Genomic DNA, 20,454 nt, shown 5'->3' on the forward strand with positions numbered 1-20,454 from the left:
CCGCTGGCGAACCGCGTATAGTCCTTGTGCAAATGCTGCGGCGGCGCGTCCAATCGGGCGCCAAAGTCGGTGTGGCAGTTTGAAGTACTGCATGATTTCGTCGTTGGATCGGCTCCGAACTGGGAAATCGTGCAGCGGGGGCGCGCAGGGAATACGATCGATCACATGAAGCTCAAGGAGTTCGCCAAACAGTTGGGGCTGTCCCCGACCACGGTCAGTCGCGCGTTGAGCGGCTATCCCGAGGTCAGCGAGAAAACCCGCCAACGCGTCACGGAGGAAGCGGTGCGCCTCGGTTACCGGCCAAACATCAATGCGGTGCGCCTGGTGACCGGCCGTGCCGGCGCGATCGGCGTGGTGATGGGTCGCAGCGGCGAGTTCCAGTTCTCCGAATATATGAGCGGGATGGCCGAGCGGCTGGATAGCGAAGACATCGACATCCTCGTCAGTCCGCTCGCGGAGCAGGGTGGCAAGAACGAAAACCAGCTCTACAGCAGGCTCGCGACCAGCGGCCGGGTCGATGCCGTGATCATCCATTCTCCAATGCCGAACGACGAGCGCATCACGCTCCTGCACAGGCTCGGAATGCCGTTTCTGGTCCATGGCCGCTCCGAGACCCAGGTCCCGCATGCCTGGCTCGACATCGACAACGAAGGCGCCATCCGGCGCGCGACCTCGCACCTAATAGACCTCGGCCACAGGCGCATCGCCATGATCAACGGCCGCGCCGGGCTCACCTTTTCGCTTCATCGCGACAAGGGCTATCGCGAAGCCTTGGCGCAGCGCGGCATCCAGTTCGATCCGCACCTGGTCGCCCATGGGCATTTCACCGACGAACTGGGATTTCGCTTCGCCCGCTCCTTCCTCGAACAATCGCCGCGGCCGACGGCGTTCGTGGCGGGCTCGATGATGACTGCGCTCGGCGTCTACCGCGCGGTGCGCTCCTTCGGGCTCGTGGTCGGCCGGGACATTTCCGTCATCGCCCATGATGATGTCTTTCCCTATCTCACCGCCGACAACATGGTGCCCTCTCTTTCGACCACCCGCTCGTCGCTGCGCGCCGCGGGCGCGCGGTCGGCGGATCTGGTCCTGCAGCTTCTGTCTGGCAGACCGGCGACGGAGATCCACGAGCTCTGGCCAGTCGAGCTCATCCTTCGCGAATCCACCGGTCCGGTGCCGCAAGCGCCCGGCTGATCCATTCCATCGGCAAGGAGTACTGCGGCTTCCGGAGACCGAAGGAGGCCGCGAGGCCGGCGACGTCGACCAGTTCGCTCGGCGCGCGCCCTTGCATGGCATGCCCGAGCAGTCCAAAAGTCCAGGCAAAGAGTGCAGCCAGGGATTAGGCGTCGGACGGGCGGATGAAAAGAAGAGAGATCGCGATCATCGGCGGCGGGCCTGCCGGCCTCATGGCGGCGGACGTGTTGTCCAGCCTCGACCATGCCGTGACCGTCTATGACAGCATGCCGACGGTCGGGCGCAAATTCCTGCTCGCCGGGAAATCCGGGCTCAACATTACCCACGCCGAGGATTATGCGCATTTCGCGACGCGCTTCGGCTCCGCGTCGGATCGATTGCGCCCCGCCCTCGACGCCTTCACGCCGAACGATGTGCGGACCTGGGCGGCCGAGCTCGGCACGGAAACCTTTGTCGGCTCGTCGGGCCGCGTCTTTCCGAAGGTCATGAAGGCCTCGCCGCTCCTGCGCGTCTGGCTGCGCAGGCTGGAGGCGCGGGGCGTCCGGGTTCTCACCCGCCATCACTGGTCGGGTTTCGATGACGGCGGCTATGTCTTCGAAACGCCGGAGGGGCGGACGATCGTCCATTGCGACGCCGTCTTGCTGGCGCTCGGCGGCGCAAGCTGGCCGCGACTCGGCTCCGATGCCGGCTGGTTGCCTTTACTGCGCGACAGAGGCGTCGATATCAGCGATTTTCGACCCGCGAATTGCGGCTTCGACGTCGCCTGGAGCGAGATCTTTCGCGAGCGTTTCGCGGGCGAGCCGCTGAAATCGGTGACGGCTGCGTCCGATGCCGGCGTCTTCCCGGGCGAATTCGTGGTGACGCGGCACGGCATCGAGGGCAGCCTCGTCTATGCCCATGCGTCGAACCTGCGCGACGAGCTCGAAAGAAATGGCGAGGCAGCGCTCGTGCTCGATCTCGTGCCCGGACGAACAGTCGAACGGCTTGCCCGTGATCTTGCGCGGCAGCACGGTAAGGCGAGTCTTTCCAACCGCCTTCGTAAAGCTGCCGGCCTTGCCGGCGTCAAGGCCGCGCTGGTCAGGGAAATGGCACCCGCCGCACCTCACGCCGATCCCCGGCATCTCGCCGGGCTGATCAAGGCCTTGCCGATACCGGTTCTCAGACCCCGGCCGATCGCGGAGGCGATCTCGTCGGCGGGAGGCGTTCGCCTCGATGCCATCGATGACGACTATATGCTGAAGGCGCTTCCGGGTGTTTTCGTCGCCGGCGAAATGCTCGACTGGGAAGCGCCGACCGGCGGCTATCTGCTGACCGCCTGCTTTGCCACGGGGCGGGCGGCGGCACGCGGGATCGAGGCCTGGCTGCAGCGGTAGCGGAGTCCGGTTAGACCGGCTCTTCGCGGAGTTCTTCGACCTGCCCTGCGCCCTTAGCCGGCTTTCCGCCATAGGCGCGCAGGAACGTCCGCACCGCCGCGCGGGCGGCCTTCTCGAGTTCCTCATCCGTCGGCACTCCGCCAAAGAAGCTGTTCATCGGCAGATCGGCGTTAACCAGAGCGAGGAACTGCTTGGCGGCAAGGTCGAAGTCGTCGATGTCCAGCCGCGCGACATGGGAAAGCCGGGCAAAGAGCGCCGATAAAGCGGTTCCGATCTTGCCTGGTCCCTGCTGGCGCCAGATCTCGAAGAGATGCGGATAACGCTCGCCCTCCGTCTGCACCAGCTTGCGGATGAATTTTCCGTCGTGATTGCACACGCAGTTCTTGTTGAGACGGACGGCAAAGGCGGTCAGATCGTCTTCGAGATTGTCGCCGTTGTCGGGAAAGGTCGCCAGAATGGAAAACAGCGCGCCATTGGCGCGATCCATGATGTCCTGGACGACCGCCATGAACAGCGTCTCTTTTTCGCGGTAGTGGTTGTAGACGGTCTGCCGAGAGACGCAGGCTTCCATCGCGATTTCGTCGATGCTGGCGCCGGCAAAGCCTTCGCGGCAAAACACGTCGGCGGCAGCATCCAATATCGAGACGCGTTTGGCGCATTGGCCTTTCGGGGTGGGGCCGCCTGTCTTCGGTTGCGGCGCGTTCGGTTTTTTCATGCCCTGAAAATAAGACGTGTTGACGAATTAGACAATGGTGTCTAATTTTACACGTGTGTCCAGATTATTTGACACAAGCGGTCGCCGCGCCGGTGTGATCCTCCCAAGCCGCATCCAGGCAGTTCCGGTGGCTGCTTTTCCATTTCAACCTTTGGCGACAGCGATGGGCCGGCAGATACATCCGGCTCTGCCTTCGCGGTTTCTGAAAGAGCATCATCATGACGACCTCATTTTTACGCACTGCGATTATTCTCGGCCTTTTATCGGCTATAGGACCCTTCGCGATCGACATGTACCTTCCGGCCCTGCCGTCGATCGGCAAGGATCTCGGCGCTGAAAACCACGTCGTGCAACTGAGCCTGCTCTCCTTCTTCATCTCCTTCGCGCTGTTCCAGCTCGTCTACGGCCCGCTCTCGGATATCTGGGGGCGCAAGGCGCCGCTCTATCTCGGCATCGGGCTTTTCGCGGTGGCGAGCATCGGCTGCGCGGTGGCGAGCGACATCGAAACCCTAATCGCCTTCCGCTTCCTTCAGGGCATCGGCGGTGCCGCCGGCATGGTCATTCCGCGCGCGGTCGTGCGCGACATGCACACCGGCGTCCAGGCCGCGCGGCTGATGTCGCTGCTCATGCTCGTCTTCAGCATTTCGCCGATTCTCGCACCGCTGACCGGCAGCGCGGTGATCGAATTCTACGGCTGGCGCGGCGTCTTCTATGCGGTGATGATCGCGGCCATCATCGGTCTCATCCTGCTTTCGACGCAACTCGAGGAGACAAGGCCGAAGGAGCATCGGTCGGACAGCACTGTTGCCAGCGCCATGGCCGCCTACCGGCTGCTCCTTGGCGACCGCAACTTCCTGACGCTGGCCTTCATCGGCGGCCTCGGCATCTCGAGCTTCCTGGTCTATTTGGCGAACTCGCCCTTCGTCCTGATCGACCATTACGGCCTGACGCCGACGCAATACAGCTTCGCCTTCTCGATCAACGCGGTCTCGTTCTTCGCCGTATCGCAGGCGACCGGCTGGCTTGGCGAACGCTTCGGTCTCGTCCGGCTGATGCGGATGGCGGTGATATTGTTCGCGCTGACCATGGTCAGCATGTTCGTGGTCATGAACCTCGGCATCAATCAACTGCCGGTCATGGCGGCCTTCCTCTTCGTCGGCTACGGCGTCCTCGGTCTCGTCATCCCTACGTCGGCAGTGCTGGCGCTGGAAGATCACGGCGAAATCGCCGGCACCGCGTCGGCGCTGATGGGAACGCTGCATTTCGTCACCTCCGCCGTGGCGATGGTCATCACCAGCATCTTCTTCGACGGCACGGCGCTGCCGATGGCCGCCGGCATCGCGCTCTGCGCGCTTGCAGCATTCCTTGTTACCCAGGCAACGATCGGCCGTCGCCGCCCGGTCGTCGCCGCGGAATAAACGAATTCCCCGCGCGTCCCGAAAGGATGCGCGGGCCACTCGCGGTCGCGCGCCGATGAACGCTTTGTGAAGCTGCTCCCGTCGATTACGTGCTAACGTCGACAGACGGGTGCGGCGCACCGCGATGTTTGACGGGGAGCACCGGGGCCGCGCCCGATAGGAGCGTGAAAGGAGCCCGCCATGCTTCCAACGCGACGTTCTCTGCTGACCGCATTTCTCGCGATCCCGGCCTTGCCCATCGCGAGCATCCAAGGGGCCGCCGCGCAACGGCCCCGCGTGCCGCTGACGCCCGCCTGCGGCAACGATCGCGACCTCACCCTCGCACGGACAGCAGGTCCCTTCTACAAACCCGACGCGCCCATGCGTCATGAGCTCTTTGCCGATTCCCCCGGTGGCGAGCGCATTACGCTGGCCGGCTATGTTCTCGACAGAGACTGCCGGCCGCTCGGCAACAGCCTCGTCGAAATCTGGCATGCCGACGAGACGGGCGCCTACGACACGAGCGGTTTCCGGCTGCGCGCGCACCAGTTCACCGATGCGAACGGCCGCTGGTGGTTCGCCACGGTCGTTCCAGCGCGTTATTCCGGCAGGACCCGGCACTATCATCTTCGCGTGCAGCGTCGGGGCGGCAGGCTGCTTACGACGCAGCTCTTCTTTCCGAACGAACCGGGCAACGCGCGGGACCGCCTGTATTCGGATGCGCTTCTGCTCGAGATCAGCAACACCGCCGACGGGAAATTCGGCCGCTTCGATTTCGTCGTCTGAAGCCCCAAAGGTGCGAGACCGCCTCTGAGGATATCCCTCGCAGCGGTCTCGCGAAGTTTCACTCAATGTTCGTTCGAATGCGCTCCATGCGCCGTGATCACGCTCTGCGCTTCCTTGCCATAAAGCTCCTCGAAATGATCGAAGCTCTTGGAGAAGTAGCCGATCCCCTGCGTGGCCGATCGTAGCGAACGTGCCAGATCGTCGAGCGCGGACCCGGGAACGAGAGCGCGGAAGATATCCCATCCCTTCGCGCCCTCGTCCCGGTCGAAACCGAGGACCTGCCCTTTGAGTGTCGAAACGATCGGCACGAGACTGCCGGAATAGATGGAAGGAATGTGGATCTCCACGCGGAAGATCGGCTGCATCAGCACGGACGAGGCTTGCGAGAGGGCCTGACGGACGCCCATCTTTCCGGCCGTGCGAAACGCGTATTCCGAACTGTCGACCGAGTGATGCTGACCGTCGGTCAGCATCACGCCGACATCGATGACCTTGAAGCCGAGCGGGCCCTTGTCCATCGCCTCGCGCGCGCCTGCTTCGACCGCCGGTATGAAGTTCCTCGGAACGGCGCCGCCCTTGACGGTTTCGGCAAAGGTAAACCCGCCGCCGCGCTCATTGGGATGAACGCTGAGCTTCACGTCCGCAAACTGACCGGCGCCGCCGGTCTGTTTGCGGTGACGATAGTGCACGTCCGACGACTTCGAGATCGTCTCGCGATAGACGGGGCTCGGCGATTGCTCGCTGACCTGGACGTGAAAGACATCGGAGAGCGTCCGGCAGAGGTCGCGCAGGTGCACCGGCCCCTGGGCGCAGACCAGTTGCGCGCCGGTCCCCTCCTCCTGCATGACCTTGAGCCCGCGATCGGTTTCGGAAAGCTTGGCGAGCGTTTCGGAGAGCTTGGTTTCGTCGCGCTCGCTTTCCGGCACCAGGATGCGTTCCAGCATGGGCGTTGGGGGCGCCGTCCATTCCGGCGGCGCCACCGTGGCATTGGCCGTCAACAGCGACGGCACGATGAGGTGATCGGATTTCACGGCGGCGAAGACCTGGCCGGGGGCCGGCGTCGCCGATGCTATAGGGCGGCCGTTCGCCGGGTCCTGCAGGGCCCCGAGACCGGCGCCGCCGAGGGCCGCCCCCTGCTTCACGCCGTTCTGGAGGGCGCGAACAAGCACGGTCTTGCCGACGCTCGGACGATGATGGGCATGAAAACTGACGGCAGAGAGCGTCGTATCGGAGATGCCGGCGGCAGCGGCAAGGCGTGTCCGCAGCGCCTCGACCCGTGGCGCATCGTGACGAAGCGCCTTCATCAGCCGCAGAATGCCGTTGCTGTGGCTTGCGGCGCCGACCAGCACCGGGATGATCTTGTTTTCGCTCAAGACCCGCTTCGAGATCGAATAGATCGCATCGCTCGCCGGTTCGCGGTCCTCGATCAGCTCTTCCAACAGCCAGTCATCGAATTCGGAAAGATGTTCGAGCAACTCGGTCCGCGCCTCGTGCTCGCGGTCAATGACGCTTTCTGGAAGCTCGAAAAGCGCAGACGTCTGGCCTTCCCGGTAGCGCCAGGCGCGCTCCGAAATCAGGTCGCAACTGCCGATGATCTTGTCGCCGTCGCGAATCGGGATCTGCCGCAGCACGAGAGGGTGGTTGGAATAGTCCTGGAGAGCGGCGACGACGTCTCTGAGCCGTTCTCTGGGCTCATCCATGCGGTTGACGAAAAGAATGCAGGGCGTCCCCGACGCCTCGATCGCCTTGAGGTAAGGTGCCGCGAGCACCGCTTCGTCCGGGGCCGGCGAAACGCAGAGCACGCAGGCGTCGCTGGCGAGAAGCGCATCCTGCACATGCGCCAGCGCTTCGTTCGTTCCGGGCGTGTCGAGCGCACACCACTCCTCGTTTCCGAATTCGAACTCCGTCACGCTCAACCCATAGGGAGAGGCGGATTTTCTTGGCTGGCCTTCAAGCAGACCCAGCTTTTCCACGAGCGTGGATTTTCCGGTCTGCGAAGGCCCAAGTACCGTGAAGCAGCGCATCGGCGATCCTCCAATCTACCACGATGACACGTCTCTACAGCGCCGTAGTGTGTCTTTTCAGACGCGCAGAGTCGCTGTAGCACTTTGAATTGCTGCATGTTTTCTCCTCAAATCCGTTGCGATCCAAGGAACATGCAAGCAGCCAAGATGTCCCGCACGGCGCAATGCGCCGGAGATCGGTCCTTTCTCCGACGCCGTTCCCTCCCCTCGCGAGGTCAAGGCTTTACCAAGGGTGCACCCGCGCCCGTCGCTACGCAAGCTGAGATCGACTATCTCGGGAAAAGGCCGCGAACCCGGCAGCGAAAGTGCGACACGGCAGGATGAACGCCAGGCCTGCATTCACCCTTCGTCGCACCGTCAACCGATGGCGCTCGGCGCAAACTCCGCGACCAGCTCGTGGCGATCGCCCGGATAGGTCAGCCGAACGCTGGTGACCGGCGCACCGCCGCTCCAGGTCCGCCGTTCGATGACGAGGCAGGGGGATCCAACCGCGACACCGAGGGCCTGCGCGGCCTGGCGGCTTGCCGCCACGGCGCGGATACGATGCTCCGCCGTGCTCCAGGGCACCTTGCCGAGCAGCCAGGAGCCGGGGGCGACGGCATCGAACGGCTCCGCTTCCGCCTCCGGCACCGCCGAAAGGCTGATCAGCCGTTCCTCGAGGCAAAAAGGTCGGCCGCTTGCCAGATGCAGGCAGGTGATATCGAGCAACCGCGACGAGGCTGGCAGGTCGATGCGTCCCGAATCGCGAGCACTGATCTTGCGGACATGCCGCTCGTCGAGACGGTAGCCGTATTCGAGACCGAGCGACTGCACCTCGAGCTTGACGTCGTGGATTTCCATGACCGCGGACTGGACGTGCGGAAAAGTGACATAGCTGCCCGATTTACGCCGCCGCTCGATCAATCCCTTTTTGACGAGTTCGGTCAGCGCCTTGTTCACGGTCATGCGCGAGCAACCATATTGCTCCGTCAACTCGTGCTCGAAAGGAATTCGATATCCCGGCGGCCAGTCGCCGGACATGATGTGCCCCTCGACGTCGCTGAGGATCCGCTGATGCAGGGAAAGCGGCTGCTCTTGACGGTTTTCCTCCTGGGAAGAACGATCAGTGGAAATGGCGGGACCCTCGGCTGGTGACTGACCCCGCACCTTAAACAATTCCTGCCGCGGCGACAGCCCCGGCGAGGCCGCCCGCCGTTTATCCACGCAGGATGCTGCACAATCAAATTGTTACGACGGCCTCATGCAGTTCCGGAAGAACATGCCCAATGCCGCCATGGACAGCGGGCGTGCAGCGATCGGTGTTCGTCCGCGCCCGGCAGAGACATACAGAAAGTCGCCCCCTCCCCTTGCTGGATCGCCCGGCCCCGAAACTGACTCAACCTTGGGCCGGCCGGTTCCCCGTTGACTTTTATTGACCCTGAGCGCACCTGCAAAATTTGCCGTAGAGCGACCGTTCCGGACATTTTTTGCACTAAAGTTGTATTTCGATGGCGGCCTTGTCTATGACGGACCACACCTTCTCGATCCTCTCGTCCTCAAATTCATAGAACACGTTCTCGGTGAACGAGACTCTTTTCCCATTTACATGGAGGCCAAACAGGAGTCCTGTCGGCGTGCAGTCGAAGCGCAGACGGCTCGCTACAAGAGGCGGTTCGCAGATGAGCAGATGGATATCGAAATGGAGGTCGGGGATCGCGCGAAAATCTCCCTCCAGCATCTCACGATAGCCTGATAACCCGATCAGCTCGCCGTTGTAGTGAACGTCATCATGAACGAACTGGCCCAAATTCGGCCAGTCCTGTTTGTTCAGGCAGTCGATGTAGCTTCGGTAGATGTCGGAGAGACGGGTCTTTGTCATGGCAGCTGCCTCCGTACTGCTCCAAGTCTACAATGCCGTCCGTCTTGTCAGAGGGCAAAGGACGCAGTAACGCCTCGAATTGCTGCATGTTCTAAGCCGCGGCGGTCATTTCCGATGCGAGCCTCGAGCCTAGTAGAAGAGATGCCAGGGCGTCAGGAAGGCGCGTGCCCATTCTTGTTCCTGTTCCTGCTCCCGTTCGCGCTCCGCCGAAGCATCGCCACGGACGAGACTGGAGGCGGTCTTCTCGCCGCGCATCACCGCTTTCGGCGCCGGCGGCTCGAAATAGCCAAGCGTCATTCCACCGAGATAGAACATGCAGCGCCCTTCCCTGCTCGCGTTTTCGAGACACAAGCCTGCCACAATCCAGCATGCTGTCAATAGTCTACTAAATTTATGTTCTATCACTCCTGCTGCCGACCGAGGGCTCGACGGATGCGGGAGTTCCTCGGGCGGCAGAGCCGATCTGCGATGGTGCCCCATACGCTTCGATTGATCGAAGCCGCTTTGTGGCAGCGATCGCCCAAACAGGGATCAAATGAATTCAAAGCACTAGGCCCGCGTTCCAACCCTGCCGCGGCTTCAGCAGCACGCGACAAACGCCGCGCAACTGACCCCTCGATCCGAACGGGAAGGACAGGCCGGATGGAATCACCACATTTCCAGACCAACTGCGCGGCCATCACCTTCCGCTGCGCCGATCACACTGCGAGCTGTCGCGCCGACCGACGACGGACCAGCCTCCGATCGGACCTGCGTAGCGTCCATTAGTTTGGTTCACACCTAGCCAAATCGCGAGCATCGCTTGCGGCATCGTCATCCTGTCGATTGAACCGGTGGCGACGTGGGCACGTTGACGACACCCGGACGAACTCGCCGGTTGTCCGCGGACAACCGCGTTGAAGGTCGCCGGTAAAGTTGTCCGCGGACAACTCGTAAACAGTGAAATTCATAAACTGCGACCCGCGCAGCGCATAAAAGGGCATTTTGTTAAGCGTTTGTAAATTGGCAGCGAATCGGCGCATAGTATATCTGCGCAGATTGGTTCCTATTGGCGAATTTTGCGCAGTTTTCCGGAGATGACGATGTTGCAACAGAGAATCCAGGGTCTTGAGGAGCAGGAGCATTTGCCATCACTGCTGTCCGCCGACGCTCAGGAACTCGCTCACCAGCTGCAGGAACATCAGAAAAAGATCTTCTCCCCGACTGCACAAAAAACCATGCGGCTGTTCACGCCGGCCGAGGCGGCTGCCTTCATCGGAATCGGTGAAGGCTATCTTCGCCAGATCGCTTCAGAAGGCCACGGGCCGGAGCCGCTGTCAAACGGTCGGCGCATGTATGCCGTCGATGACATCGATCGCATCCGCCGTGTGCTCGACGAGGGCAGCAAGACCGGAAAATACATCCCCCACCGCCGACCGGGCGAAAAGCTCCAGGTCATCTCGGTCATGAATTTCAAGGGCGGTTCGGGCAAGACAACGACGTCGGCCCATCTTTCCCAATATCTCGCGCTCCGCGGCTATCGCGTACTGGCGATCGATCTCGATCCCCAGGCCTCGCTTTCCGCCCTCTTCGGCCATCAGCCGGAGCTCGACGTCGGCGAGGCAGAAACACTTTATGGCGCCATTCGCTACGACAGCCCGCGTTCCATCGCCGACGTCGTCCGCGCCACCTACACGACCAATCTCCATCTGATCCCCGGCAATCTCGAGCTGATGGAGTTCGAACACGAGACACCTAAGGCGATGATCGGCGGCTCATCCGAGACGCTGTTCTTCGCAAGAATCGGTGAGGCGCTTTCCGAGATCGAGGGCTTCTACGACATCGTCGTCATCGACTGCCCGCCGCAGCTCGGCTTTCTGACCATGTCGGCGCTCTGCGCGGCGACGTCGGTGCTCATCACCGTGCATCCGCAAATGCTCGACGTGATGTCGATGTCGCAATTCCTGTCGATGACGAGCGACCTCATGGCTGTCGTCGAGAAGGCGGGCGGCCGCACCAGCTATGACTGGATGCGCTATCTCGTAACACGCTTCGAGCCAAACGATGGTCCCCAAAGCCAGATGACCGGCTTCATGCGGGCGATCTTCGGCAATCGCATGCTCCAGAATGCCATGGTGAAGTCGACCGCCATCTCGGACGCCGGCGTCACCAAACAGACGCTCTACGAGGTGGAACGCTCGCAATTCATACGCGGCACCTATGACCGGGCGATGGACTCGCTCTCTCTCGTCAACGCGGAGATCGAAGAGATGGTCCGCAAGGTCTGGGGAAGGAAGTAATCGATGGCGCGCAAGAACCTGATCGGCATTTCTGACGGCTCGACTGCCCCGATCGAAGGAGAGCGGCCGGCCGTCGAGCGCCCGATCGCCGGCCTCGCGCAAGGCCACCGGCCAAGCGGTCTCGTCGGCGGAATCACCAGGTCGCTATCGAACATCACCCAGAAGGTGGAGCGCGCTGAAGAACTGGAGCGCCAGCTTGCCGAAGGGCAATCGATCGTTGATCTCGACCCTTCGCTGATCGACGCTTCTTTCGTCGTCGACCGGCTGGGCGTTACGGCCGAGGCGCAGGCCGCGCTGGTGCAACAGATCCGCGACCACGGACAACAGGTCCCGATCCTGGTGCGTCCGCACCCGACCGCGAAGGAGCGCTATCAGGTCGCCTACGGCCACCGCCGGCTTGCGGCACTGCGTGAGATCGGCGGGAAGATCAAGGCGGTCATTCGCAACCTCAGCGACGAACAGCTCGTCGTCTCCCAAGGACAGGAGAACAACGCCCGCACCGATCTTTCCTTCATCGAACGCGCGCTGTTTGCGACCCGGCTTGAAGATCGCGGCTTCTCCCGTGAGATCATCATGTCGGCGCTCGGCGTCGACAAAGCGGCCTTGTCGAAGATGATCACCATCGTTCGTCGATTGCCGGTCGAAGTGATCGAGGCGGTCGGTGCCGCCCCGTCCTTTGGGCGTCGGCGATGGATGGAACTGGCCGATCTTCTCGATCTCGACGGCAGCCGAACGCGGGCGCTCGGATTTGTCGAGCAAGCCGATTTTCCGACGGGTGAAAGCGATCAGCGCTTCGAGAAACTGTTCAGCTTTCTCAGCACCGCCAAGGAGCGATCAAAGGCGGAAGCCTGGACCGCACCTGACCGTACACGCCCCGTGCGCATCCGCGAGACAGAGTCGGAAACGACTCTCGCCTTCAGCAAGAAGGTTGCGCCGGGTTTTGCCGATTTCGTGAGGCAGAGGCTGCAATCTCTGTACGTCGAATACCAACAGGAAACAGGAGATTAAACAGAGCAAAAGAAAAAGGCTTCCGAACGACTAGCGCTGCGGAAACCCTTCTCTCGTGTAGCAACCTGAGAATCCCATTTCCGCGAATCAGTGTCAAGAGTTTTTGACGTCGTTTCGGCGAACGATTTTCTTTTGCCTTGGATAAGGTGAAGAAAAATGGAACGTGGAAGTGTGACGACGCCCTTTGGGCGGCGGCCGATGACGCTTGGGATGCTCTCAAGTCAAATCACCGCGAGCCGCACCGAGGCGGAGCGATCGGTCGACAAATGGAAACTGTTTCGCTGGCTCTGTGAAGCGAAGACGGTCGTCGGCGTGTCGGATCGATCGCTGGCGGTGCTGAACGCATTGCTGAGCTTTTATCCGGGCTCCGAGCTCGCAAAGGGGAGCGGCCTCGTCGTTTTCCCATCGAATGCACAGCTCTCGCTTCGAGCGCATGGCATGGCTGGAACGACGTTGCGCCGCCACCTCGCGGCCCTTGTCGATGCTGGCCTCATCCTTCGACGCGATAGCCCCAACGGCAAGCGCTACGCCCGGCGAAGCCACAGCGGTTCTGTCGGAGAAGCCTTCGGGTTCGATCTCTCACCGCTGATCGCACGCGCGGCCGAGTTCGAAACCACCTCGGCGCAGCTTGCCGCTGAACGGCAGCATCTGCGCGTGATGCGTGAGAGACTGAGCCTCTGCCGGCGCGACGTTGCGAAGTTGCTGGATCTCGTCCGCGAAAACGCTCCGCAAGGCGACTGGCAGGACTATGCGCTCCTGTTTGAGCACCTCACCACCCAGCTTCCCCGTAAGCCCTCGCCCGCCGACATCGAGGCTCTCCTCGGCTCGATGGAGCGTCTTCGGTCCGATCTTACCAATCAATTGGAAAAATTACTGAATTCCGGAAAAATGGACATCAATGATCGCCAGAATGGATGCCACATACAGAATACACATCCAGACTCCCTATCTGAATCTGAACGTGGCTTGGGAAAAGGATCGGAACCATTTTTACGAAACGACGTCGAAGCGAGCCCGGCAACGACTTTGACCGAACGCTTACCGAGCCCGGCGCCTGGCGGCGCACCGTGGTCGTCGGCAGCCGCCGATCGCTCGGTCACGCCATCTCAAAGACCACATCGTGAAATCCCGCTGCTCGCCATCCTGCAGGCCTGCCCGCAGATCGCCGACTATGGGCCTTCCGGCCGGATTTCCAGTTGGAAGGACCTGATGACGGCGGCGATCGTCGTCCGCTCCATGCTCAACGTCAGCGCCGATGCCTATGATGCGGCCTGCTCCGTCCTTGGTTGCGAGAACGCCGCCACCGTCGTCGCCTGCATTCTCGAAAGGGCTGAGCACATCACATCGCCAGGCGGTTACCTGCGTGAGCTCACGAAGCGGGCGCAGCGGCAGGAATTTACGCTTGCTCCGATGATCGTCGCGTTGAGCCGCGCCAAGCGACGGGCAGGGAAGGAGCCCGGAGGACTTGTGCTTGCGCATTAGGGCGGGCCTAGCCGTTCGGGAGGAGCGCAGCCTTCTCGCTCGGCCTCTGTCCGTAAAGGCTGCCAGCCGCTGGAGGGGAGGGGGAAGTGACGCTTCTCCTACAGCCGCGCCTTCATCCGACCATTGCTTTAAGTCGCGAAATATCCGACACTCCATGCCGCGACGGATTCGCTTGGATACGCGTTTGGCGGTATTTAGTGGCTGTTTCTTAACAATTCCGCGGCTATCGTAAGCCATTGGCGAAAAAGAGTTTAATTGGGCGTTGCGGAAGCTATCTCGCTCATAATTTCCGACACCTCGGATAGCCGAAAAGCGAGCCGTTCCCACCCACTCGGCGGCAGAACGAAGCCGACGCTCTCGGAGCGCTCTCAAGCTCTGCGTTTCCACGGTTGACAGCTGTCAACAGTCGCTCGGCTATCACGACACATTCGTTTTACCAAAGCAAGTCCAGGGAAGGTGTAAACAGTCTTCCCTCCGAAATCGTTGGTTTTCCCAGAAACAGAGCGCTTCAGTATCTCGGCGGAACCCGGGAAACGCTGTGGCCGAGAAATTGCCGTGGCGGCTCACAGACCGGAGGTTCGTCGCCTCTAAGCCAATCTTCGAGGCCGCTGCTGATATTCTTCTGAATGTCGCGGAGGAAAGCCGCTCATTCGTGCCAGTGTTCAGCCACCCATGGCGTCGGGCGGATGTAGTGCCGCAGATAGCGCAGCGCACTTTTCTCGCGCCGGTCCGGAGAAAAAAGGCCGCGGATATGTTCGAGCGGCGTCGCGGGACGCCCCTTGTAGCCGAACCGTCCATCGATCGCGTGCTGCGGCAGCAGACTGCGGGGAAAGAGGACCACCCGGCCGTCGGCAGGCAATCGCGGTGCGAGGAAATAGTTGATCGGAAGGGGCCAGCGGCAATCCTGCCGGAAATGCAGAACCCAGCGCCGCGGAAAGAGCTTTACGCCGCCTGGTGCATTGCGGGTGACGAAGCGTTGTTCGAAGCTGTATTCATCCGCAACGCCCTGCGGATCGGCGCGGAACTTCTCCTGCAAGGGAACGAGCTTGCCGACCGGAAACCGGAACAATGACGTCTGGCCGAGCCGTTCGAACGGCGTCGTCTGGTTGCGCGCCAGGATCACATCATCGGGCTCGCCGACCTCGAAGAAAGAATCAAGCGACCCGACGATCACGAGGTCGAGGTCGAGGAAGAGGACCGGGCCGGTGAGGCTGCCGAGTTTCGGACCCCAGAGCCGCGCCTTCGGCCAGATGCCTTTCGTATTGACCGGCATCGCAACGTCGAGCGGCGGCAGGTCCTCGCAGAGAATCTCTGGACGCAGGCCGCTGCGGTTGTCGGTGAAACAGGTGAATGTGAAAGGCGGCGTAATGTTGCGCGCGACCATGGCGTAAAGCCGATTGATGAAGGGAGGCCCGTATTTCGTGCCCCAGTTGATGCATATCACCTGCTTGACGCCGCCGCTTGCCGCCAGAACGCTTGCCATGGGCTCTCCGCTCTTCCTTAGTTTGCCTGCTGCATGACTCCTTAAATCGGAATCGATCCAAGGACAAAATCACGCAGCAATTCAAGTGCTACAGCGACTTAGCGCGTCCGATTGGACGCGCGGCGCTGTAGTTATGCCGCCTACCAAAGGTCTTTCCGCAAGGGCCGAGTTCATCCATCCGCCTTATAGACGCGGCTCAAACTTCGACAGTCGGGGAATTGCTTTCGATTTCCTATCCCGCTGGTGCACTCTCACGCTTTCGGTTGGGTACGGTCGAGAGATGCGGATTGATCCTTCCGCACCTAGTCTCAACGTCCCCTCGGATGAGAATTGCAGCGCCGTTGCAGGCTACTCATCAATAGTCACTCTCCAGCGTGCCTTCTTTTTGGGAGCACCGCCGGCATTTAGAACGTGGCCGACTTCATATCGATGTCAGTTGACAGCTGTCAACGGCGCGGCCGTAGCGCGATGCCTTGCTCTCCTTTGTCCTCAGGCCGGCGCACCTCTCGCTGCAGTGTCGGACGTTGACAGCTGTCAACTGGCGCTCGAAGGCAATGGCGACCCTGTGCGATGTCCTTCCGCCGGCTCATTGCAATCCTCGATGCCCGCAAGCCACAGTCGCGATATTAGCGGGGGAGAAAGCCTGGGAAGCCTGTGACGGAAAATAATCGCGTGTTACCTTCCGTTTCGTTGATAACGTTTCGTCTTTAAAATGAGATACGAAATCCCTGATCCGCTCCATCCAACGCTGCTGCCGGCCCTGATTGCGGCGGAAGACAGCCTTGCGCGTCTCGACGAGCGAGCCGGGCGGCATGCGGTTTCGGAGGGCTTTCGCGAACGCGGACAGTTCTTCGACGCGGCGGCAGCGCTTTGGGTTGCCGGGGAACTGGTGCATGTCGAGGATCTCGTGCTGCACGACGCTCACATGGATGCGCGCGCACCCTCTCATGAACTGACCATCGCGCATGCGGTACTGCGCGCCCGCCGTCGGCTGGATCTCGCGGAACCGGACTGGGCCTTGACGAGCGGCGGATTGAACGTGCTCAGGGGAGAGGGCGGGGCGGTCACGGAGCAGAACCTTCGCGAGGAAGCTCGTCGGGACGATGCGGGCTCGGACGCGGAAGATGATCCGGACGAAAATCCGCTCGCCGCTGAATTTGCCGAACTCGATGCAGCGATCGCCCGGTCGCAAAGGTTGCTGGACACACATGCCGACGGCACCGACGAGATGGACCCGGCGTTGTCGCCAGCCGCCAAGGCGAGGTCGGAACCGATGGGGCAACTCGGATTGCTCTTCGAGGAGGAGTGGGACGAGGAGCAGCGCCTCGATGCCTGGCGCGCCGTTCTGGCGGCAGCCGATCAGTTGCCGGCTTCGCTCGGGGCGGCAATCCTCTTCGATGCCTGGGAGCGTATCGAACCGCTGCGCCGGCAGCATTGGCTTGGCTCGCTGCTCGTCGGGGTCTATTTACGTGTTCGTGGAAAGGTGTCCTCGCACGTGCTGGCATTCAACACCGGCCTGAAGACGATCCGTCACGAGCGTCGCCGCTCGAAGGACAGGCTCACACGATTGCTCGCTTTCCTGGAGGCGATGGCGGTGACAGCCGACCTTGGCATGAAGGAACTCGACCGGCTTTCTCTGGCAAAGACGCAAATGGAGATGCGGATCAGGGACCGGCGCTCGAGCAGCAATCTCCCTGGATTGATCGATCTCGTTCTGTCGCGGCCGATCGTCTCGACGGCGCTGATCGCCCGCCACGTCGGCGTCACACAGCGAAGCGCGCTCAACCTGGTGCGTGAGCTCGGCGTGCGCGAGATGACGGGCAGGGGACGCTACCGCGGCTGGGGCGTGCTTTAGGACAATTCCAGGAAGTGCGCGACGGTTTTCCGGCCGGAATTGCGTAGTTTCAAAGAGTTGGCGCTTTGGCGCGTCCTGGCTCAGGCGACGTTATTGCCGGCGCAGATTAATGTCGCTGGTAACGACGCTGTCGCCGGACCTGGGGTCGACATCAGTCGTCACGAGTCTCATGCCGTTCTGTCCGACCTTCTGCAGGGTCAGGTTTGCGCTGCGATCGCCGTTCACTTCCCTCGGCCAGCGTATAGTAAGATTGATCGCATTGCCGCGTCTGTTTCCGGTCAAGCCTGCCCGTCTTCCACTCGGCCCGACATAGAAGCCGCTGTAGCTTGAGCCGTTGAATTGCAAGTCGGCGCCAACGGCGCGCGAAACGACGATCAGACCGCGGCAGGTTCCCTTCATCGATAGGGCCGGACCGCTCGCTTGCGAATTGAAGGTGCAGGACACGTTGATAGGCGACCGGTTGATCCGGACTTTCACCATGCCGTCGCCGGCCCACTGGCCCTCCAGCGACCCGAGAAATGCCGTCTCGTCGGCCTGCGCTGCCCCAACAGCAAAGAACAGGCCGCATGCGGCCAGCAGACGCTGGATCATCTTCGTAGAACCTCCTCCTGGGGGAATCGGGATCGGCGAAGCAGGGGCGCTCGTCGATCGCTTGACGAACGCCCCAACCCGCATGAGGTTCCTTTCTTGCGTTGCTGTCAACCTTTTCACGGGTCGGCAACGACATTTGGCCAGCGGCGCCACGGCGCCGCTGCCGTCAATCCTCCTCGACGAAGACCTCCTCGCGCTTGGCCTTGACGCTCGGCAGGAAGACGACGACGAGCACGATGGCCGCGATCAGCAGCAGCACGGCGCTGATCGGTCGGGTGACGAAGGTCGTCGGGTCGCCGCGCGACAGGATCATCGCGCGCCGGAGGTTCTCTTCAAGCAGCGGCCCCAGCACGAAGCCGAGGAGCAGCGGCGCTGGCTCGCAGCGCAGCTTCAGGAGCAGGTAGCCGACGAGGCCGAAGAAGGCGACCGCGTAAAGGTCGTAGACGTTGGAATTGACGCTGTAGACCCCGATCGAGCAGAAGGCCATGATGATCGGAAACAGCACGAAATAGGGGATCTTCAGGAGCTTCACCCAGAGCCCGATCAGCGGCAGGTTCAAGACGACGAGCATCAGATTGCCGATCCACATGGACGCGATGATGCCCCAGAAGAGCGCCGGCTGCTCCACCGCGACGTTCGGGCCTGGCACGATGCCCTGGATGATCATCGCGCCGATCATCAGCGCCATGACAGGGTTTGCCGGAATGCCGAGCGTCAGCAGCGGAATGAAGGACGTCTGTGCGCCGGCATTGTTGGCGCTCTCCGGTCCTGCGACACCGGCGATGGCACCGCGGCCGAATTCCTCCGGGCGGTCGGAGATGCGCTTTTCCACCGTATAGGAGGCGAAGGCGGCGAGGATCGCACCGCCGCCCGGCAGAATGCCAAGCGCCGAACCGATCACGGTGCCGCGCACCACCGGCGCGAACATCCGCTTGAAATCCTCGCGAGTCGGCATCAGGTCGCTGACCTTGGCCATCAGCACTTCGCGGGTCTTCTCGCTTTCAAGATTGCGCAGGATCTCGGCGATGCCGAAGACGCCGACGGCAACCGCGACGAAGTTGAGACCGTCGGCATATTCGCGAATGCCGAGCGTGAAGCGCGGCGTGCCGGTATAGATGTCAGTGCCGACGAGGCCGAGCAGCAGGCCGAGCGCGACCATCGCCAGCGCCTTGATGATCGAGCCATGGGCAAGTGCAACGGAGGAAACGAGGCCGACGATCATCAGCGAGAAATATTCGGCCGCGCCGAACTCCAGCGCGATTTCGGTCAGCGGCGGTGCGAAGATCGCCACGAGAAAGGTCGAGACGGTTCCGGCAAAGAACGAGCCGAGCGCCGCGATCGCGAGTGCTGCGCCGGCGCGGCCATTGCGCGCCATCTGGTAGCCGTCGATCGCGGTCACCGCGGAGGAGGACTCGCCCGGCATGTTGATCAGGATGGCGGTGGTCGAGCCGCCATATTGCGCGCCGTAATAGATGCCGGCGAGCATGATCAGAGAGGAAACCGGCTCGAGCTGGAAGGTGATCGGCAGGAGCATGGCGATCGTTGCCGTTGCGCCGATGCCGGGCAGGACGCCGATCAGCGTGCCGAGGAGAACGCCGATCAGGCAGAAGAGAAGGTTGGCCGGCGAGGCGGCGGTGGCGAAGCCGAGGGCGAGATTGCTGAAAAGATCCATGGCCGCCTCCTAGAACCGGACCCAGGGGCCGAAACGCTCGAACGGGAGGTTGAGACCGTAGCTGAACACGGCGACCGAAAAGACTGTCAACGCAAGCGAGATGGCGAGCGCCCAATGCGGCTTCATGCGGTGCGAGGCGAAACAGGCAATGAGCGCGGTGCAGAAGATTGCCGGAACGAACCCCAATCCTCGCACGGTCAGCCCGAAAAAGATCGGTGCCGGCAGAATGAGAAACATGCCGCGGACGGCGATCGCTCCCATCGGTTCGCCTTGAACCCGTGCGGACTGCACAAGGATGACGGCGCCGAGCAGCGTCAACACGCAGGCGAGCAGGAGCGGGAAGTAACCGGGGCCCATGCGGAAGGCGGTGCCGAGCTCGAGGGTGAGCGACTGCCAGACGAAGAACAACCCGACGGCCGTCAGGATGCCGCCGCACAGGGCATTGGTCGTGTCGAAGGAGATGGATTTCATCGTGTCCCCATTTTGTTCGAGAGCCGTTGAGCCGCGCTCCCTTCTGCGGCGTGTTTCCTTAAATCCTACCCGATTTAAGGATAAAAACATGCAGCAATTCAAAGTGCTGCAGCATCCTTGCGCGTCTGATGAGACGCGGCGCTATAGGCGAATGTGCTCGCGTCTCGTTATCCGGGCAAGGGGCACCAGACCTTTGCCGAGTTGACAGCTGTCAACATCCGGTCTTGGCACTGACGCGGGACAAGGAAGGCATGACCGCGCTGCCCCAT

17 protein-coding genes are annotated in these 20,454 nt (G+C 61.9%); 8 read left to right on the forward strand and 9 right to left on the reverse strand.

Annotation, left to right across the window (positions count from 1 at the left end; translation table 11 throughout):
• Window positions 1-165 precede the first annotated feature (165 nt).
• Window positions 166-1,191: a substrate-binding domain-containing protein gene (locus ILFOPFJJ_RS18020; RefSeq protein ID WP_173512489.1), complete on the forward strand. Its 1,026-nt coding sequence runs from the start codon at window positions 166-168 to the stop codon at window positions 1,189-1,191.
• Between the two features lie 164 nt (window positions 1,192-1,355).
• Window positions 1,356-2,564, forward strand: a complete 1,209-nt coding sequence (locus tag ILFOPFJJ_RS18025; RefSeq protein ID WP_173511933.1) for a BaiN/RdsA family NAD(P)/FAD-dependent oxidoreductase — start codon at window positions 1,356-1,358, stop codon at window positions 2,562-2,564.
• A 10-nt stretch (window positions 2,565-2,574) separates the two neighbouring features.
• Here the strand turns inward: ILFOPFJJ_RS18025 and ILFOPFJJ_RS18030 are convergent, their stop codons facing one another.
• Window positions 2,575-3,279, reverse strand: coding sequence for a TetR/AcrR family transcriptional regulator C-terminal domain-containing protein (locus tag ILFOPFJJ_RS18030; RefSeq protein WP_173511934.1), 705 nt, complete (start codon window positions 3,277-3,279; stop codon window positions 2,575-2,577).
• Between the two features lie 218 nt (window positions 3,280-3,497).
• Here ILFOPFJJ_RS18030 and ILFOPFJJ_RS18035 point away from each other — a divergent pair, with 218 nt between their 5' ends.
• Window positions 3,498-4,697: a multidrug effflux MFS transporter gene (locus ILFOPFJJ_RS18035; RefSeq protein WP_173511935.1), complete on the forward strand. Its 1,200-nt coding sequence runs from the start codon at window positions 3,498-3,500 to the stop codon at window positions 4,695-4,697.
• A 180-nt stretch (window positions 4,698-4,877) separates the two neighbouring features.
• Window positions 4,878-5,462, forward strand: coding sequence for a dioxygenase family protein (locus tag ILFOPFJJ_RS18040; protein ID WP_173511936.1), 585 nt, complete (start codon window positions 4,878-4,880; stop codon window positions 5,460-5,462).
• 62 nt (window positions 5,463-5,524) lie between these two features.
• Here ILFOPFJJ_RS18040 and ILFOPFJJ_RS18045 read toward each other — a convergent pair whose 3' ends face one another.
• The 4 genes from ILFOPFJJ_RS18045 to ILFOPFJJ_RS18060 all read right to left on the reverse strand — a co-directional run bounded on the left by ILFOPFJJ_RS18045 (window position 5,525) and on the right by ILFOPFJJ_RS18060 (window position 9,659).
• The gene (locus tag ILFOPFJJ_RS18045) at window positions 5,525-7,486 is read right to left on the reverse strand and encodes an elongation factor G (protein ID WP_173511937.1); all 1,962 of its coding nucleotides are present in this window, start codon (window positions 7,484-7,486) and stop codon (window positions 5,525-5,527) included.
• 357 nt (window positions 7,487-7,843) lie between these two features.
• Window positions 7,844-8,599 (reverse strand): histidine utilization transcriptional repressor HutC, encoded by a 756-nt coding sequence (hutC, locus tag ILFOPFJJ_RS18050; protein WP_173512490.1) that lies wholly within the window; start codon window positions 8,597-8,599, stop codon window positions 7,844-7,846.
• Window positions 8,600-8,957: 358 nt separating this feature from the next.
• A complete protein-coding gene (locus tag ILFOPFJJ_RS18055) occupies window positions 8,958-9,344 on the reverse strand; it encodes an ester cyclase (RefSeq protein ID WP_173511938.1) in 387 nt (128 codons plus the stop codon).
• A 129-nt stretch (window positions 9,345-9,473) separates the two neighbouring features.
• Window positions 9,474-9,659, reverse strand: a complete 186-nt coding sequence (locus ILFOPFJJ_RS18060; RefSeq protein ID WP_173511939.1) for a hypothetical protein — start codon at window positions 9,657-9,659, stop codon at window positions 9,474-9,476.
• 770 nt (window positions 9,660-10,429) lie between these two features.
• Here ILFOPFJJ_RS18060 and repA point away from each other — a divergent pair.
• The 3 genes from repA to repC all read left to right on the forward strand — a co-directional run bounded on the left by repA (window position 10,430) and on the right by repC (window position 14,113).
• Window positions 10,430-11,623: a plasmid partitioning protein RepA gene (gene repA / locus ILFOPFJJ_RS18065; protein WP_376741434.1), complete on the forward strand. Its 1,194-nt coding sequence runs from the start codon at window positions 10,430-10,432 to the stop codon at window positions 11,621-11,623.
• 3 nt (window positions 11,624-11,626) lie between these two features.
• On the forward strand, window positions 11,627-12,631 hold the full coding sequence (repB, locus tag ILFOPFJJ_RS18070; protein WP_173511941.1) for a plasmid partitioning protein RepB: 1,005 nt from the start codon (window positions 11,627-11,629) through the stop codon (window positions 12,629-12,631).
• Window positions 12,632-12,787: 156 nt separating this feature from the next.
• Complete coding sequence (repC, locus tag ILFOPFJJ_RS18075) at window positions 12,788-14,113, forward strand: plasmid replication protein RepC (RefSeq protein ID WP_173511942.1); 1,326 nt, start codon at window positions 12,788-12,790, stop codon at window positions 14,111-14,113.
• Window positions 14,114-14,759: 646 nt separating this feature from the next.
• On the opposite strand, the gene ILFOPFJJ_RS18080 is transcribed toward repC, so the two are convergent.
• On the reverse strand, window positions 14,760-15,596 hold the full coding sequence (locus ILFOPFJJ_RS18080; protein ID WP_173511943.1) for a glycosyl transferase: 837 nt from the start codon (window positions 15,594-15,596) through the stop codon (window positions 14,760-14,762).
• 712 nt (window positions 15,597-16,308) lie between these two features.
• Here ILFOPFJJ_RS18080 and ILFOPFJJ_RS18085 point away from each other — a divergent pair.
• The gene (locus ILFOPFJJ_RS18085) at window positions 16,309-17,451 is read left to right on the forward strand and encodes an RHE_PE00001 family protein (protein ID WP_173511944.1); all 1,143 of its coding nucleotides are present in this window, start codon (window positions 16,309-16,311) and stop codon (window positions 17,449-17,451) included.
• A gap of 90 nt (window positions 17,452-17,541) precedes the next feature.
• Here ILFOPFJJ_RS18085 and ILFOPFJJ_RS18090 read toward each other — a convergent pair whose 3' ends face one another.
• From ILFOPFJJ_RS18090 to ILFOPFJJ_RS18100, 3 genes are all read right to left on the reverse strand, one after another.
• Window positions 17,542-18,042: a hypothetical protein gene (locus ILFOPFJJ_RS18090; RefSeq protein WP_173511945.1), complete on the reverse strand. Its 501-nt coding sequence runs from the start codon at window positions 18,040-18,042 to the stop codon at window positions 17,542-17,544.
• A 166-nt stretch (window positions 18,043-18,208) separates the two neighbouring features.
• The gene (locus ILFOPFJJ_RS18095) at window positions 18,209-19,714 is read right to left on the reverse strand and encodes a tripartite tricarboxylate transporter permease (protein WP_173511946.1); all 1,506 of its coding nucleotides are present in this window, start codon (window positions 19,712-19,714) and stop codon (window positions 18,209-18,211) included.
• A 9-nt stretch (window positions 19,715-19,723) separates the two neighbouring features.
• Window positions 19,724-20,185, reverse strand: coding sequence for a tripartite tricarboxylate transporter TctB family protein (locus tag ILFOPFJJ_RS18100; protein WP_173511947.1), 462 nt, complete (start codon window positions 20,183-20,185; stop codon window positions 19,724-19,726).
• Window positions 20,186-20,454 lie beyond the last annotated feature (269 nt).

It is taken from the genome of Sinorhizobium psoraleae (assembly GCF_013283645.1).
Taxonomy (GTDB): domain Bacteria; phylum Pseudomonadota; class Alphaproteobacteria; order Rhizobiales; family Rhizobiaceae; genus Sinorhizobium; species Sinorhizobium psoraleae.